We start from the raw sequence: 13,709 nt of genomic DNA on the forward strand, positions 1-13,709 counted from the left end.
TATTAGAAGCTACCAAATATGGTCCCTAGTGTAATGACAGTAATGATGGCAAATAATGGGGCTACCATTGTTACCATAGCGATATTCATATAGGACTGACGATGATTGAGCTTACAAATAGCTAAAAGCGTAATAATAGCGCCGCAGTGGGGTAGGGTATCAAACCCACCCGCGGCCATGACCGCAACGCGGTGCATGAGCTCTGGGCTAATGCCGGCCTGTTGGGCCATAGCTAAATAATCGGCGCCTAAGGTTTGTAATGCAATACTTAGCCCGCCGGACGAGGAGCCGGTAATGCCTGCTAATACGTTCATGGCGATGGCTTCAGAGATAAGGGGGTTGCTGGGGGTCAGGTTTAGCACAGCATCGCGAATCAGGGCAAAACCAGCTAAGCCGGCAATTACGGCGCCATAGCCCACTTCTGATGCGGTATTAAATAAAGGCAGCATAAAACCGAACACACCTTGGTTGACGGTTTCTTTAAGGTTTTCCCAGCGGCCTAAGCGTGTCACGATAAGGGTAAAGCACGCACTGACTAGAGCAATAATCAAAGCCCAGAGCCCTTTCATTTTGGCAGGCTCGACGTGAGGAAATTTATCCGCAAATGCAGAAAAGTCTGTCTGAGGAAAAACCCAATAAGTAAATAGCGCATTCACGCCAATAACTAAAATCAATGGTAAGAACGCTAAAAACAAAGGCATGGTCGATAAGGGGCCCGTGGCGTAGACGGTACTGCCATCATCGATAGGGATATGCTGATCACTTTCATGGTCCCCATACCCTTCGCCTGCGGTTTTGGCTTTGTTAACGCGAGTTTGTAGCCACCATAATCCCCCTAATAGCATGATGGCTGAACCGATTAGCCCTAGCCCTGGGGCTGCAAACACGTTCGTCCCATAATAAGGAATAGGGATCGCATTTTGAATGGCGGGAGTACCGGGCATCGCGGTCATGGTAAAGGTAAAGGAGCCAAGAGCAATGGTCGCGGGAATTAACCGTTTGGGAATATCTGCCGCCCTAAATAGATCGCGCGCGATAGGGTAGATCGCAAAGGCCACTACAAATAAAGACACACCACCATAGGTAAGTAGGCCACAGGCAATCACCACAGTGGCTAAAGAGTGTTTTGGTCCTAAGCGTTTGACAATCCAGCGCGCAATCGTATTGGCTGCACCGGAGTCTGCCATGAGCTGTCCAAATAAAGCACCAAGCAAGAAAATAGGTAAAAACTGCAATACATAGCCGCCCAAGGCTTTCATAAAAGTATCGGTATAAATAGGTAGTAAAAAACCGATATCGCCAGATAAAAAGACCGCTAGCGCAGCCATTAAAGGGGCGAGAAGTAGAACAGTAATCCCTCGATAAGCGAGGAACATCAGTAAAAGTAATGAAACAATAATCGCCAAAGTGCTAGACATCGCTTAGGCTCCAAAAAACAGTAATAAATACGGCTTGCCCACCATGGGATAAAGCCAAGCGCGATTGTACTCGGATTTGTTATATACTTAGGCCGGTTTGATCAAACAAAATGATACAAAAATTCCATTAATCAGCATAAAACATGCATAAGGCGGCTTTCATCCACATTTTGCAGCGTAGCGCCATCGGCTTTGGGGTGCTGGCGTTGTTGTGTGGGTTGATTCTACGCAGCATGATTCCCATGGGCTATATGCCCGACCCAGAGGCATGGCGCCAAGGGCAAATCACCATGACCATCTGTACCGCGGATGGTACGCCGGTTTCGTTGCGCTTAGCAGATTTATTGGATATTCCCCAGCATCACCCAGATCAACCGGGACACGCGACGTGTCCGTGTTGCTTTATTCATGATGAAGCATTGGCGTTATTGCCATTGCTGGCTCTGGTTCCTACTACCGCCACATGGCATAGCTATGTCGTACAGAGACAGGCTAAAACGGGATTGGCCAATGCGCATGGGCTTCGTGGCCCCCCACTGGGTGCGCGAGCGCCGCCTATTCTGTAATAACGCACTTTTCTTTTGTTTTTGTTATTACAGGTTTAATTATGTCTACTACGTTATGTTTGCGACCCAAAACAGGGGTCGTTGTACTCGCTTGTGTTTTTTCGGTGCCCGCTTTCTCGGCTCAGCCCACCCCTATTCAGCAATTTGACGCCCTCGTTATTAAAGGGGTTAGCCCCAGTGCGGCAACGCAAATTATGACCCACCCTAAACAGCCACGGCAGCCATTACCAGCGAGTGATGGATCCGATTATTTGTCGACGATTCCTGGCTTTAATGCGATTCGAAATGGCGGTGCAAATAGTGATCCAGTGTTACGAGGTATGTTTGGCTCACGTTTGGCCATTTTAACGAATGGTACGTATATGCCGGGGGCCTGTCCTTCACGTATGGATTCGCCGACGTCATATATTTCGCCTCAGAATTTTGATGAGTTGTTGGTGGTCAAAGGACCGCAAACCGTTTTGTGGGGGCCGGGTGCTTCTGCGGGGATCGTGCGTTTTGATCGTAATGCGCCCCAGTTTACGGAAAATACGGTCATTTTTGATGGAGCGCTGACAGCAGGGTCGTGGGGGCGCAATGATCAGTCGGCCGATGTGACGGTAGGTAATTCCTTATATTATGCCCGTATCACAGCGAATCATGCGCGGGCTAATGATTATAAGGATGGGGATGGAAATAAGGTGCCCTCAAAGTGGAAAAAATGGAATAGTGATGTGGCACTCGGACTAACGCCGAATGAGACCAGCTTGGTGGAGCTTTCTGCCGGAGTCGGGGATGGCCATGCCCGATATGCAGGGCGCGGCATGGACGGGACGAAATTTCGGCGCGAAAGTGTGGCGTTGCGCTATGAGCAAGAAAAACTCAGCGATCGCTGGCAAAGCCTTCGTGTTCAGCTCTATCATAATTATGCCGATCATGTGATGGATAATTTTACCCTGCGTGACTTTAACCCGGCAGGGGGAATGGCGATGCCGATGGTTTCCAATGTAGATCGTGCCACTTGGGGCGGACGCGTAGCTGGACAGTGGCAGCTAGGAGCCGCAGTAACGCTTGACGCAGGGGTGGATTATCAAAATAGTCGTCATCGGGTACGGCGCAGTATGGGGGCCATGCCATATAAAGACGAGCCTCGTGTGAAAGATGCCCATTTCACGAATACTGGTGTATTTGCTGAAATGCAATGGGCTATGAGCGCACAGCAACGTTGGATTGGAGGCCTGCGCTTTGATCGGGCGACGGTGCAGGATACTCGTGCGAATACCGGTATGGGGAATATGCTAAAACCCAATCCTACCCATGATAAAAAGCGTCATGAGACCTTACCGAGTGGGTTTTTCCGTTATGAGCAAGACTTGGAACATACAACCCTATATGCAGGGGTGGGGCACGTGCAGCGCATGCCCGATTATTGGGAGCTCATTTCTCCTAATATGGGTCCAGCAGGTAGTGTGAATGCTTTTGAGGCCATACAGCCAGAAAAAACCACACAGTTGGACATAGGCTTGAACTATCAAAAAGAAAACTTGAGTGCTTGGGCATCTGCTTACGTCGGACAGATCAATGATTACATCTTATTTGATTATTTGTCAGGCGGCATGATGGGGATGCGTAGCCAGGCACGTAATATTCAGGCACGCATTATGGGGGCAGAAATGGGAGCAGATTATGTACTGAGCCCTAATTGGAAAGTGGGTGCCAATGCCGCCTATGCGTGGGGTAAGAATCGTAGTGACGGGCGAGCCCTGCCACAAATGCCACCACTAGAGGCCCGATTCAATGTGGACTATGAGCGTCATGGTTGGTCAGCGGGGGCTGTGTGGCGCGTGGTAGCAAAACAAACCCGTTATGCGAGGTACCAAGGCAATGTCGTAGGTAAAGACTTTGGGGCTAGTGCTGGCTTTAGTACATTAGCACTCCATGCGGGTTATCAGCCTAATAAGACTGTCCGTTTTACCTTAGGGGTGGATAATGTATTTGATAAAGCTTATGCCGAGCATTTAAACCTAGCGGGTAATGCTGGCTTTGGTTATGCTGGCACGACTATTGTGAAAGATCCTGGTCGCACAGTATGGGCGACCTTAAATGTGAATTTTTAACTTGGGGGTGAGCTGATAAAGACCTTGGCAGCGTTATAGGGGCTGCCAAGGTAGCATATAGGGATTAAGTTGGCTCCTAGTCTATAGAAAATCCTAAGTATTCCGGTAACCAGAGGGCAATACCGGGGAAAATCATAACTAAAACGAGTGCGCTAAACATAGTGACCATAAACAGCATGGCCCAGCCAAAGGTATGCTCGAGACGGATATTAGCGACCTTTGTGGTCACCATAAGGTTAACCGCCACCGGGGGCGTGAACTGGCCGATAGCGATATTCATCGCTAATAAGATCCCAAACCAAATCGGATTCCATTCAAAATGATTAATTAAGGGAACAAGCACTGGGGTCAGGATTAAATAAATAGAAATTGCATCCAAAAGCATACCTGCCAGTAATACTAAGATCATTACTAAAAGCAGTAGCGTCCACGAGTTATCCGAAATCGATAAGATGGCTTCGGCAAGACGGGTAAAAGTTCCTAACGTCGTACCTGCCCAAGCAAAAATACCGGCTAGAGCGATAATCAATAAGACCACGCCTGAAATTTTGGCGGCCTCATTAAACATGTCTAAGAGTGCACGCCAAGTCAGTTGGCGGTAAATCAGTGTGCCGAGAATTAGCCCATAGGTCACAGCGACAACAGCCGCTTCGGTGGGGGTGAAAAGCCCAGAGCGCAACCCCCCCAAAATAATCACCGGTGCAAAAAGCGCAGGGAGCGCTTTAACAAAGCTCTCTTTGATCGGGGGACGTTCCTCGGTTTTTTCGGCTTCCCACCCATTGCGCTTAGCCAGTAAGTAGGCAGGTACTAATAATGAGGCACCTGCTAAAATCCCAGGGAAAAGACCTGCTGCAAATAAAGCGCGCAAGTCCAAACCAGGCATCATGACAGAATATAAAATAAGAGCAATAGAAGGCGGGATAAGGATAGCAGTGGAAGACGCAGCAGCAATCAACGAGGCAGAAAAGGGACGAGGGTAGCCGGCTTTAGACATACTTGGCAGCATAACCATAGCGACGGCCGCCGCATCGGCAGGGCCAGAGCCACTCATACCACCCATAATTAAGCACACCAACACCGCAACTAGCGCTAAGCCACCATGGCGTTGTCCAATAAGGGATTGAGCAAAGGTCACCAAGCTTGCCGCTACCCCAGCGCGCTCAAAAATCAACCCCGTTAAAATAAATAACGGGATCGCGATAAGGGGATATTTAGCAATACTATTATAGGTGTTCATGCCCAGCGTACTGAGCATGTCTGGGGATAGCCCCATGATAATTCCGATGGCACCGCCTAGGCCTAAGGCAAAGGCGACGGGCATACCAATCAACAAGCAAATCCCAAAACTCACTAACATCCATAAATCGGGACTCATGCCTGCTCCTCATCGCCTTGACGTAAACGACCAATAAAATTTTGTGTACTGCGGATTAAAATAGCAATGGATAAAATGGGTAGCCAAATTAAATAAATCCATGTTGGGTAGCCTAAGCCGGGGGATAATGATTCCCATTCGTATTCTTGATAGGTAAAGGTGCCGCTATACCAAATGACTAAACCCAAAACGGCTACACTTCCTAACCATTGCAAGGTGTAAATGATACGGCGTCCGGTTGGGCCGACTTTTTGTTCTAATAACGTAATACGAATATGCTCATTGCTTCGGGCCGCGACAGCGCCACCAGCAAAAGTCAGGATCACCATCAGAAAAACAGAGAATTCCTCGGTGAAAGCAAAGGAGGCGTTGGTGGTATAGCGCACCACCACATTGGCCAAGCTAATAATACAAATAGCGGCTAAGGCGATAATTCCTAGCCACGACTCAATGCGGGTTCTAGGTTTAGACATAAAATTCAACACTAAAAAAACAAAGGCGCAGATAAACTGCGCCCATTGGTTATGTAAGATTTAGCGTTCAGCGATGGCTTTTTGAGCCGCATCCACTAGATCTTTTCCAATACGGGGAATCCATTTTTCGTATACGCTTTGTGTAGCGTCAACAAAAGCTTGGTGTTGCTCGGGGGTAAGTTCTGTGATTTCAACACCACGCTCGCGGATAATTTCTAGAGTTTTTTCTAGATCAGCACGGGATTTTTCGATTTCCCATTTGCCAGCATCCACTGCGGCTTCTTTTAGAAGCTGTTGGTCTTCGGCGGATAAGGTTTTCCAAACACGTTGGCTTACACCAAAAATGAGGGGGTCATTCATGTAGTGCCAGAGTGTCAGGTATTTTTGATTCGCGCGATCGGCGCGGGCGACATCGTAGACAGCTAAGGGGTTTTCTTGACCATCAACAGCACCAGTGGTGAGCGCGGGTAGCGCATCGGTCCAGCTCATTTGGGTAGGGTTGGCACCCAAGGCATTAAAGGTGTCTAGGAACAAAGGGGATCCGACCACACGGATTTTTAGGCCTTTGAGGTCTTCGGGTTTAGTGATCGCCTGCTTGGAGTTGGAGATTTCACGAAAACCGTTTTCGCCCCATGCTAATGGCATTACACCACGTTTTTCGATAGCATCAAAGACCATTTTACCAGCTTCACCCTGAGTAATGGCGTCAACAGCTGCATTATCAGGCATTAAAAAGGGTAAAGAGAACAGGTTGACCTCGGGAACTTGGGTAGACCAGTTGATGGTAGAGCCAACAGCCATATCAATTAGGCCACTGCGCATAGCAGAAAATTCACGGGTCTGATCACCTGAGACGAGCTGGGCGTTAGGGTAGATTTTTAGAGTGATGCGACCATCAGAACGCTCTTTGACTAATTCGGCCCATTTCTCAGCGGCTTGCCCCCAAGGAAAAGCATCTGATAAAACGGTGGAAACCGAGAACTCGCGCTTTTCTTGCGCAAAGGCGGTGGTGGCGCTCAGAGCAAAACAGGCGGCACCAAAGGCAAGCCAGCGTTTGATTTTCATGAATATACTCCTTTTGTCATATTTTCTAACGTAAAAACTGATAGTAGTGGTAGAAAGCGGGTTTAGGCAAGGCAAGGACAGTAAAACGGCAGCGCCACGTAAGATTTGAAACCTTTGGTTAAATACATATAACTAGACAGATCAAGCAAAGCGCATAGAGTGTGGTAGCATGAAAATAGTGCTATGAAAATGACGTTTTATTTAACTCACACTAAAGGGGATGATCATGTCATTACGTATCAATGATGTTGCACCAAACTTTACAACGGACTCGACCGCGGGTGAAATTACCCTGCACGATTGGATGGGAGATAGCTACGCTATTTTATTTTCTCACCCCAAAGATTTCACGCCCGTATGTACCACTGAATTCGGTGCGGTGGCTCGTTTAGCCCCTGAGTTTGAAAAGCGTAATACCAAAGTTATGGGCGTTTCTGTGGATGATGTGGAAGACCATAAAAAATGGATTCGCGATATTGAGGCGTTTGCAGGGGTGCCAGCAAACTTCCCCATTATTGATGATACGTCTTTACAAGTAGCGAAGCTCTACAACATGCTTCCTGCTGAAGCTTACCTACCCGATGGTCGCACTCCCGCCGATAGTGCGACTGTGCGTACCGTATTTATTATTGGGCCTGATAAAAAGATCCGCTTAACTATGTCGTATCCTATGTCCGTAGGGCGTAACTTTGCTGAGATTTTACGTGCTTTGGATGCGGTGCAAGCGACGGATGGTGTACCTATTGCGACGCCCGCGGATTGGCAGCCTGGTCAGGATGTGATTGTGGGCTTGAGCTTAAATGATGAGCAAGCAAAAGAAAAATTTGGCGATATTGATATCAAACTGCCTTACTTGCGTTTTACTAAAGACCCAAATGCGAAGTAAAAAAGAATAAAACGTAATCGTTATTTTAAAACCCGCTTGTTTGATAACAGGCGGGTTTTTTTGTGCGGATAGGCATTACCGCGTTGTAGTGGTGACCGATGGCTTATTGGCCAGACTGGATAAGCGTTCCCGACAGAAATTGACAAAGATTTGAGCAGGTTTAGTGAGCGGGGTTTGTTTTAGGCGCGCGTAAGCCAGCCCAGAAGGGGTGACCTTATCCGAAATTGGAATACAGACGACACGTTTGCCATCGTAGGTATAAGGGTGCTGCGGACGAGTCACTAATACAGAAAAGCCAAAGCCTTGGGCTACCATCCCTCGGACCATTTCTATAGAGGGGGAGCCGAATAAAATGGTTGGAGTAAGGCCCAGCTGGTGAAACAGACTAACAAAATACGTTCTACTTGGCTGTACGTCTAAAAGGATCATGGGCTCTTTATAAAGCTGGCGTAGAGATAAGGTTTGCTCTTTAGCTAAGTTGTGGCTCTCTGGGAGCAACACATACGGAGGCGATGGCGGCATTAAGGGCTCGACCAAAAAAGTACTATCTAGCTCGTGGTTATAGACAAAAATACAATCAAAGCTCCCTGCCTGTAGCCCCTGGACCAGTTCTTGCTGCTCGCCATCACGTACTCGAATAGTTAGCCCTGGGTAGAGCGTTTTAAATTCGGCGATAAGTTGCGGTAAATAAAGCGGAGCGACCGTTTCAAAACAACCAATATCGACTTCGCCAGTCACAATATCATTTTCCGCTAAAGCATTTTGTTCAAACTCATAAGAAGCGCGTAATAGATCTTCAGCTCTGTGATAAAAGCGTTCGCCTACGGGCGTTAAGGTGACACCTTGAGCATGGTGGCGAATTAAGAGCTTTACATTGAAATGATCCTCTAGGCTTTTAATTGCTGCCGAAATAGAGGGCTGTGAAATATGCAGATGACGTGCTGCGCCTGCCACGCTGCCCATCTTGACCGTAGTCACAAAATAATGAAGTTGTCTAAGTGTATAAAAGGCCATCGTACCTAGGATTTTCCCTGAGTCATCAAAAAAATACGGCTACTGTAAAACCGAGTATAAGCCTTATCCTATGCCAACTTGCAGTGATTAACAATATTTTTCCTATAGCTCGATCAGTATTTTTATGTTTAAAGCTTTGACGATCCTTGCGGTAGCATAGGTCATCGTAAAAAGGAGAGGAGACATCATGAGCAGACGCTTTTTGAGCTTACTTATAGGATTAGTTATCCCTTACGCGTTTGTGTTTTTTGGTATTTATTATTTTAGGTTTAGTACGGATTTTATTTTTGGATTCCCACCACTTTATTTTTGGGTTTTCCTTTGGTTCATACTAACTTCAATATGCATATCTGTGGCTTGGATGATAGATAAGCCGGATTATGAAGAAGAATAACTATTTGGTAGGGGATAAAAATGGCAGCTTTTATATTTGTTTCTATTATTGCCTTTTCTTTATTGTTGGCGCTTTATGTCAATAGAAATGCAAAAAAAGGGGATGTAGCTGATTTTTTAGTTGGCGGTCGTTCGTTTGGTGTCATCATTCTTTTCTTTCTGGCAGTTGGTGAGATTTACAGCGTAGCCACTGTTATTGGACTTCCAGGGAGTATTTATGCAAAAGGTGTGAATTATGGTATTTGGTTCATGGCTTTCCTTTTGCTTATTTATCCAGTTGGTTATTTTTTAGCACCTAAAATCTGGCGTGCTGGAAAAACCTATGATGCGATGACGGCTCCTGACTTATTTAAAAGTCATTTTTCTAGTAGAAAACTAGAGCTGGTTGTGGCGGTATGTTATTTGGTTTTTTTAGTGCCTTGGGCGCAGATGCAGTTTCAAGGGTTGATCGTTGCATTAAATGCATTGGGCTATGAGATTGATCCTATCTTAGCTGTAATTATTGCAGGCACGATTGCTTTTGTTTATATCTCAATTTCGGGCGTTAAAGCTCCCGCAATGATTGCTGTTCTAAAAGATATTTTACTTTTTGGTGCCATCGTTAGTGTGGGCTGGGCTGCTTTTCATAAACTCGGTGGGGTAGAGCCATTGTTTGCGGCTGCAAGAGATCAAGGTGCATCGATTGCCTATGCGAATCAGGATGAGGTGGTTTTCTCATTATCAACGATTATTTTTCAATCCATGGCATTTTATTGTTTGCCGTTTATGATCACTATTCTTTTTACAAGCAAGTCTGAAGGTGGGATTAAGCGTGCTAAGCGATTTATGCCACTTTATATGTTGATGTTCCCTTTTTTAATTGCTGCTGCATATTACGCAATGATTGCTATTCCTGACTTAAAGAGTCCAAATCATGCATTTATTGCTACTGCGATTGATGTGCTTCCAGAATGGTCTATTGGATTTATTGCCGCTGGTGCCGCTTTGTCAGGTTTGATTTTAATATCAGTTATTTCACTATCTGTGGGTGGAATATTTACTAGAAATATTGTAAGTAATGTTCCTTTTGAGTCGCAGAAACGTTTATCGCAAATCGTGATACTGGTTTATTTGATTATTTCAATGGTGCTGACAGTTGCTTTGCCTAGCCTAATGCTTAACTTAATGAATACAGCTTATGCTGGGTTTGGTCAAATGTTACCCGGTCTACTCGCTATATTATTCTTTAAGCGTGCAACTGCATCCGGCGTTCTATTGGGTTTAATTGTTGGTATTGCAGCTGTTTTCTTAATGTATTTTACGGATTTTAGTTTTTACTCTGTAAATATAGGGTTAATGGCTCTAGCTTTAAACTGCTTGACGGTTGTTGTAGTTAGTGTTTTTACCCAAGGGCAGGAAAATTCATCCTATAAGCTAAAAGCTGATTTTTAATTATTTTGGCTGCTTTTAAAAGAGCAGCCAGATTATAAATGTATTTTTAATAGGATGCTTTTTTATTTAGAAATACAGATGAAAAAAATATTATAAGGTAGAGCAAATGAAAAAAGAGTTTATTGACACCTTGGTCATTGGTGCTGGTCAAGCAGGGATTGCGGCAAGTGAACATTTACGCCACCATGGCATCCCGCATTTGGTTTTAGAGCGCGATCGTATTGCAGAGCGTTGGCGTACGGGGCGTTGGGACTCGTTGGTGGCGAACGGTCCAGCTTGGCACGACCGTTTTCCAGGTCTAGCGTTTGATACGGTGGGACCAGATGGTTTTGTCGCGAAAGATGATGTGGCCGACTATTTCGAGAAATACGCCCAAAAAATTGAAGCGCCTATTCGTACAGGGGTAGAGGTGAAGCGCGCCGTGCGTAATGAGGGGCGTCAAGGGTTTACTGTAGAGACCTCTCAAGGCACGATTGAAGCAAATCGTCTTATTGTGGCGACAGGACCTTTTCAAACGCCAGTGATTCCTGCAATTGCACCAGAAAATGACCGTTTAATGCAGATTCATTCTGCTGATTATAAAAATCCTAATCAGTTACCTGAGGGTGCGGTGTTGGTGGTGGGGGCTGGCTCTTCTGGCGTTCAAATTGCTGAGGAACTGTTAAGCGCAGGAAAAAAGGTCTATCTCTCTGTTGGTCCTCATGATCGTCCTCCTCGCAGCTATCGCAATCGTGATTTTTGCTGGTGGTTAGGCGTGTTGGGATTATGGGATATGCCCGCTGCCGAACCTGGTAAGGAGCATGTAACTATTGCTGTGAGTGGAGCACACGGCGGCTATACCATTGATTTTCGTCAGCTAGCAGCCAAAGGCATGAATTTAGTTGGCGTCACAAAGTCTTTTGAAGGGGAAAAAGTGCATTTCCATGCGGATCTTGTGACCAATATCAATAATGGTGATGCGAATTATTTAGCGCTATTGGATGCAGCGGATGAATACGTAGAGCGTAATGGCTTGGATTTACCCGAAGAGCCGGAAGCGCGTCATATTTTGCCTGATCCTGAATGCATGAAAAACCCGATTTTAGCGTTAGATATGCAGGAAGCGGGGATTACGAGCATTATTTGGGCGACTGGTTATGCGGTGGATTACCGCTGGTTAGAAGTGGATGCTTTTGATGAAAAAGGGCGTCCGGTACACCAACGTGGGGTCTCGATTGAACCGGATGTGTATTTCTTGGGGTTACCTTGGTTATCTCGTCGGGGCTCATCATTTATATGGGGGGTTTGGCATGATGCCAAGCACGTTGCTGACCAGATTGCGATTCGCCGTAAGTATGAGTTTTATGAAACCAGCACACAAAATAAAGAGCTTGTCACTAGCCCTAGTTTTTGATTTTTAGAATAAAGGAGGAAAATATGGTTACGCATACACGTATTCGAATGTTCAACACCAAAGATACCTATCCAAATCAGTCATTAAATAATGATTTGTGTCAGGCCGTACGAGCTGGAAATACCGTTTATGTACGGGGTCAGGTGGGGACGGATTTTGATGGCAACCTAGTAGGACTGGGGGATGCTGCTGCGCAGGCCGAGCAAGCCATGAAAAACGTCAAGCAGCTTTTAGAAGAAGCGGGTAGTGACTTGTCGCATATTGTTAAAACCACAACGTATTTAATTGATCCGCGTTATCGGGAGCCGGTTTACCAAGTGGTAGGCAAATGGCTAAAGGGGGTTTATCCCATTTCCACTGGTCTGGTTGTTACTGCTCTCGGTCAGCCAGAGTGGTTAATGGAGATTGATGTAATTGCGGTGATTCCTGAAGGTTGGGATACAAAATAAAAAAGGAATAGAGATGACATTTTCAGTTGTTGGGCGCTGTGAAAAAACCGGTCAGCTTGGGGTTGCTATTAGTTCTTCCAGTATTGCTGTAGGGGCTCGATGCCCGTGGGTGCGTGCTGGCGTGGGCGTGGTTGCTACACAAAATGTCACGCTGCCAGCACTGGGTCAACAAACACTGGATCTCTTAGAGAAAGAGGCGCTAACAGCTGCGCAAGCGCTGGAAAAAGCCTTACTTACCGATCAGTGGAATGCTTATCGACAGGTAACTGTTGTTGATGGCCAAGGCAAAACCGCTGTGCATAGTGGGGATAAGGCCTTAGGTATTTATCATGCAGTAGAAGGGGACCAGTGTGTGGCGGCAGGCAATATGCTAGCGAGCCATGCGGTAATAGAGGTAATGGTACACGCCTTTGAAAAATCAACCGGGCTTTTAGGCGACCGGTTACTAGAGGCGTTGCAAGCCGGTTTGGCGGCGGGCGGCGAAGCGGGACCGGTGCATTCCGCCGCATTAAAAATAGCAGGCAACGAGTCTTGGCCAATGGTGGACTTGCGTGTGGACTGGGCGGATGTGCAACCTATTGAGCAGTTAGCTCAGTTATGGAAGGCCTATAAACCCCAGATGCAGGATTATTTAACACGCGCTTTAAATCCTACGGCAGCCCCCAGTTACGGAGTACCCGGAGATGAATAGGCTGACTAGCCGCGATATATTAGCGCGGCTTATTGCTTTTCCTACTGTTAGCCGAGATTCTAATTTAGCTTTAATTGCGTTTATACGTGATTATTTGGCAACGTATGGGGTAGAGAGCGAACTTTTTTATAATGAAGAAAAGACCAAAGCCAGTTTGTTTGCCACGATAGGTCCCGAGGATCAAGGCGGTATTATTTTGTCCGGTCATACCGATGTGGTGCCTGTGGATGGGCAGCAGTGGACTGTGCCTGCTTTTGCGCTGACAGAGCAGGATGGTAAGCTCTATGGGCGGGGCACCGCCGATATGAAAGGCTTTATCGCGTGTGTGCTTGCAGCAGTGCCCGATTTGAAACAGAGCTCGTTGCGATGGCCGGTGCATTTGGCTTTTTCTTATGATGAAGAGGTGGGCTGTTTGGGTGTTCGCCCCATGCTAGCAAACTTAGCCCAGCGTGATCTAGC

General features: G+C 46.5%; 14 protein-coding genes. 9 read left to right on the forward strand and 5 right to left on the reverse strand.

Translation table 11 applies throughout. The features are described from left to right. Positions 1 to 2 precede the first annotated feature (2 nt). The gene (locus Q1V74_RS08530) at positions 3 to 1,418 is read right to left on the reverse strand and encodes a GntP family permease (RefSeq protein WP_300648122.1); all 1,416 of its coding nucleotides are present in this window, start codon (positions 1,416 to 1,418) and stop codon (positions 3 to 5) included. A 143-nt stretch (positions 1,419 to 1,561) separates the two neighbouring features. On the opposite strand from Q1V74_RS08530, the gene Q1V74_RS08535 reads away from it, so the two are divergent. After that, the gene (locus tag Q1V74_RS08535) at positions 1,562 to 1,984 is read left to right on the forward strand and encodes a DUF2946 family protein (protein WP_300648124.1); all 423 of its coding nucleotides are present in this window, start codon (positions 1,562 to 1,564) and stop codon (positions 1,982 to 1,984) included. A gap of 41 nt (positions 1,985 to 2,025) precedes the next feature. After that, a complete protein-coding gene (locus Q1V74_RS08540; RefSeq protein ID WP_300648125.1) occupies positions 2,026 to 4,080 on the forward strand; it encodes a TonB-dependent copper receptor in 2,055 nt (684 codons plus the stop codon). Positions 4,081 to 4,156: 76 nt separating this feature from the next. On the opposite strand, the gene Q1V74_RS08545 is transcribed toward Q1V74_RS08540, so the two are convergent. The 3 genes from Q1V74_RS08545 to Q1V74_RS08555 are packed head-to-tail and all read right to left on the reverse strand — an operon-like array spanning position 4,157 to position 6,993. Beyond that, positions 4,157 to 5,455: a TRAP transporter large permease gene (locus tag Q1V74_RS08545; protein WP_260649427.1), complete on the reverse strand. Its 1,299-nt coding sequence runs from the start codon at positions 5,453 to 5,455 to the stop codon at positions 4,157 to 4,159. Next, positions 5,452 to 5,928 carry a TRAP transporter small permease gene (locus Q1V74_RS08550; RefSeq protein ID WP_300648128.1) on the reverse strand — a complete coding sequence of 159 codons (477 nt, stop codon included), beginning with the start codon at positions 5,926 to 5,928 and terminating at the stop codon, positions 5,452 to 5,454. The genes Q1V74_RS08545 and Q1V74_RS08550 overlap by 4 nt, the downstream gene beginning before the upstream one ends. Before the next feature lie 60 nt (positions 5,929 to 5,988). After that, a complete protein-coding gene (locus Q1V74_RS08555) occupies positions 5,989 to 6,993 on the reverse strand; it encodes a DctP family TRAP transporter solute-binding subunit (protein WP_300648130.1) in 1,005 nt (334 codons plus the stop codon). Between the two features lie 226 nt (positions 6,994 to 7,219). On the opposite strand from Q1V74_RS08555, the gene Q1V74_RS08560 reads away from it, so the two are divergent. Then, a complete protein-coding gene (locus tag Q1V74_RS08560) occupies positions 7,220 to 7,879 on the forward strand; it encodes a peroxiredoxin (protein ID WP_300648132.1) in 660 nt (219 codons plus the stop codon). Positions 7,880 to 7,954: 75 nt separating this feature from the next. Here Q1V74_RS08560 and Q1V74_RS08565 read toward each other — a convergent pair whose 3' ends face one another. Continuing rightward, entirely contained in the window at positions 7,955 to 8,893 is a 939-nt protein-coding gene (locus tag Q1V74_RS08565) for a LysR family transcriptional regulator (RefSeq protein ID WP_300648134.1), read from the reverse strand. 187 nt (positions 8,894 to 9,080) lie between these two features. On the opposite strand from Q1V74_RS08565, the gene Q1V74_RS11255 reads away from it, so the two are divergent. The 6 genes from Q1V74_RS11255 to Q1V74_RS08590 form a co-directional block, all read left to right on the forward strand. Next, positions 9,081 to 9,287, forward strand: a complete 207-nt coding sequence (locus tag Q1V74_RS11255) for a DUF3311 domain-containing protein (protein WP_345370526.1) — start codon at positions 9,081 to 9,083, stop codon at positions 9,285 to 9,287. A gap of 20 nt (positions 9,288 to 9,307) precedes the next feature. Beyond that, a complete protein-coding gene (locus Q1V74_RS08570; protein WP_300648136.1) occupies positions 9,308 to 10,717 on the forward strand; it encodes a sodium:solute symporter family protein in 1,410 nt (469 codons plus the stop codon). A gap of 106 nt (positions 10,718 to 10,823) precedes the next feature. Continuing rightward, a complete protein-coding gene (locus Q1V74_RS08575; protein ID WP_300648138.1) occupies positions 10,824 to 12,110 on the forward strand; it encodes an NAD(P)/FAD-dependent oxidoreductase in 1,287 nt (428 codons plus the stop codon). A 23-nt stretch (positions 12,111 to 12,133) separates the two neighbouring features. Then, positions 12,134 to 12,559: a RidA family protein gene (locus Q1V74_RS08580; protein WP_300648140.1), complete on the forward strand. Its 426-nt coding sequence runs from the start codon at positions 12,134 to 12,136 to the stop codon at positions 12,557 to 12,559. Positions 12,560 to 12,572: 13 nt separating this feature from the next. Continuing rightward, a complete protein-coding gene (locus Q1V74_RS08585; RefSeq protein WP_300648142.1) occupies positions 12,573 to 13,250 on the forward strand; it encodes a DUF1028 domain-containing protein in 678 nt (225 codons plus the stop codon). Further along, positions 13,243 to 13,709: M20/M25/M40 family metallo-hydrolase (locus tag Q1V74_RS08590; RefSeq protein WP_300648144.1), on the forward strand; the 467-nt coding region annotated here is incomplete at its 3' end. The genes Q1V74_RS08585 and Q1V74_RS08590, both read left to right, overlap by 8 nt.

The organism is Paenalcaligenes sp. (assembly GCF_030152715.1).
GTDB lineage: Bacteria > Pseudomonadota > Gammaproteobacteria > Burkholderiales > Burkholderiaceae_B > Paenalcaligenes > Paenalcaligenes hermetiae.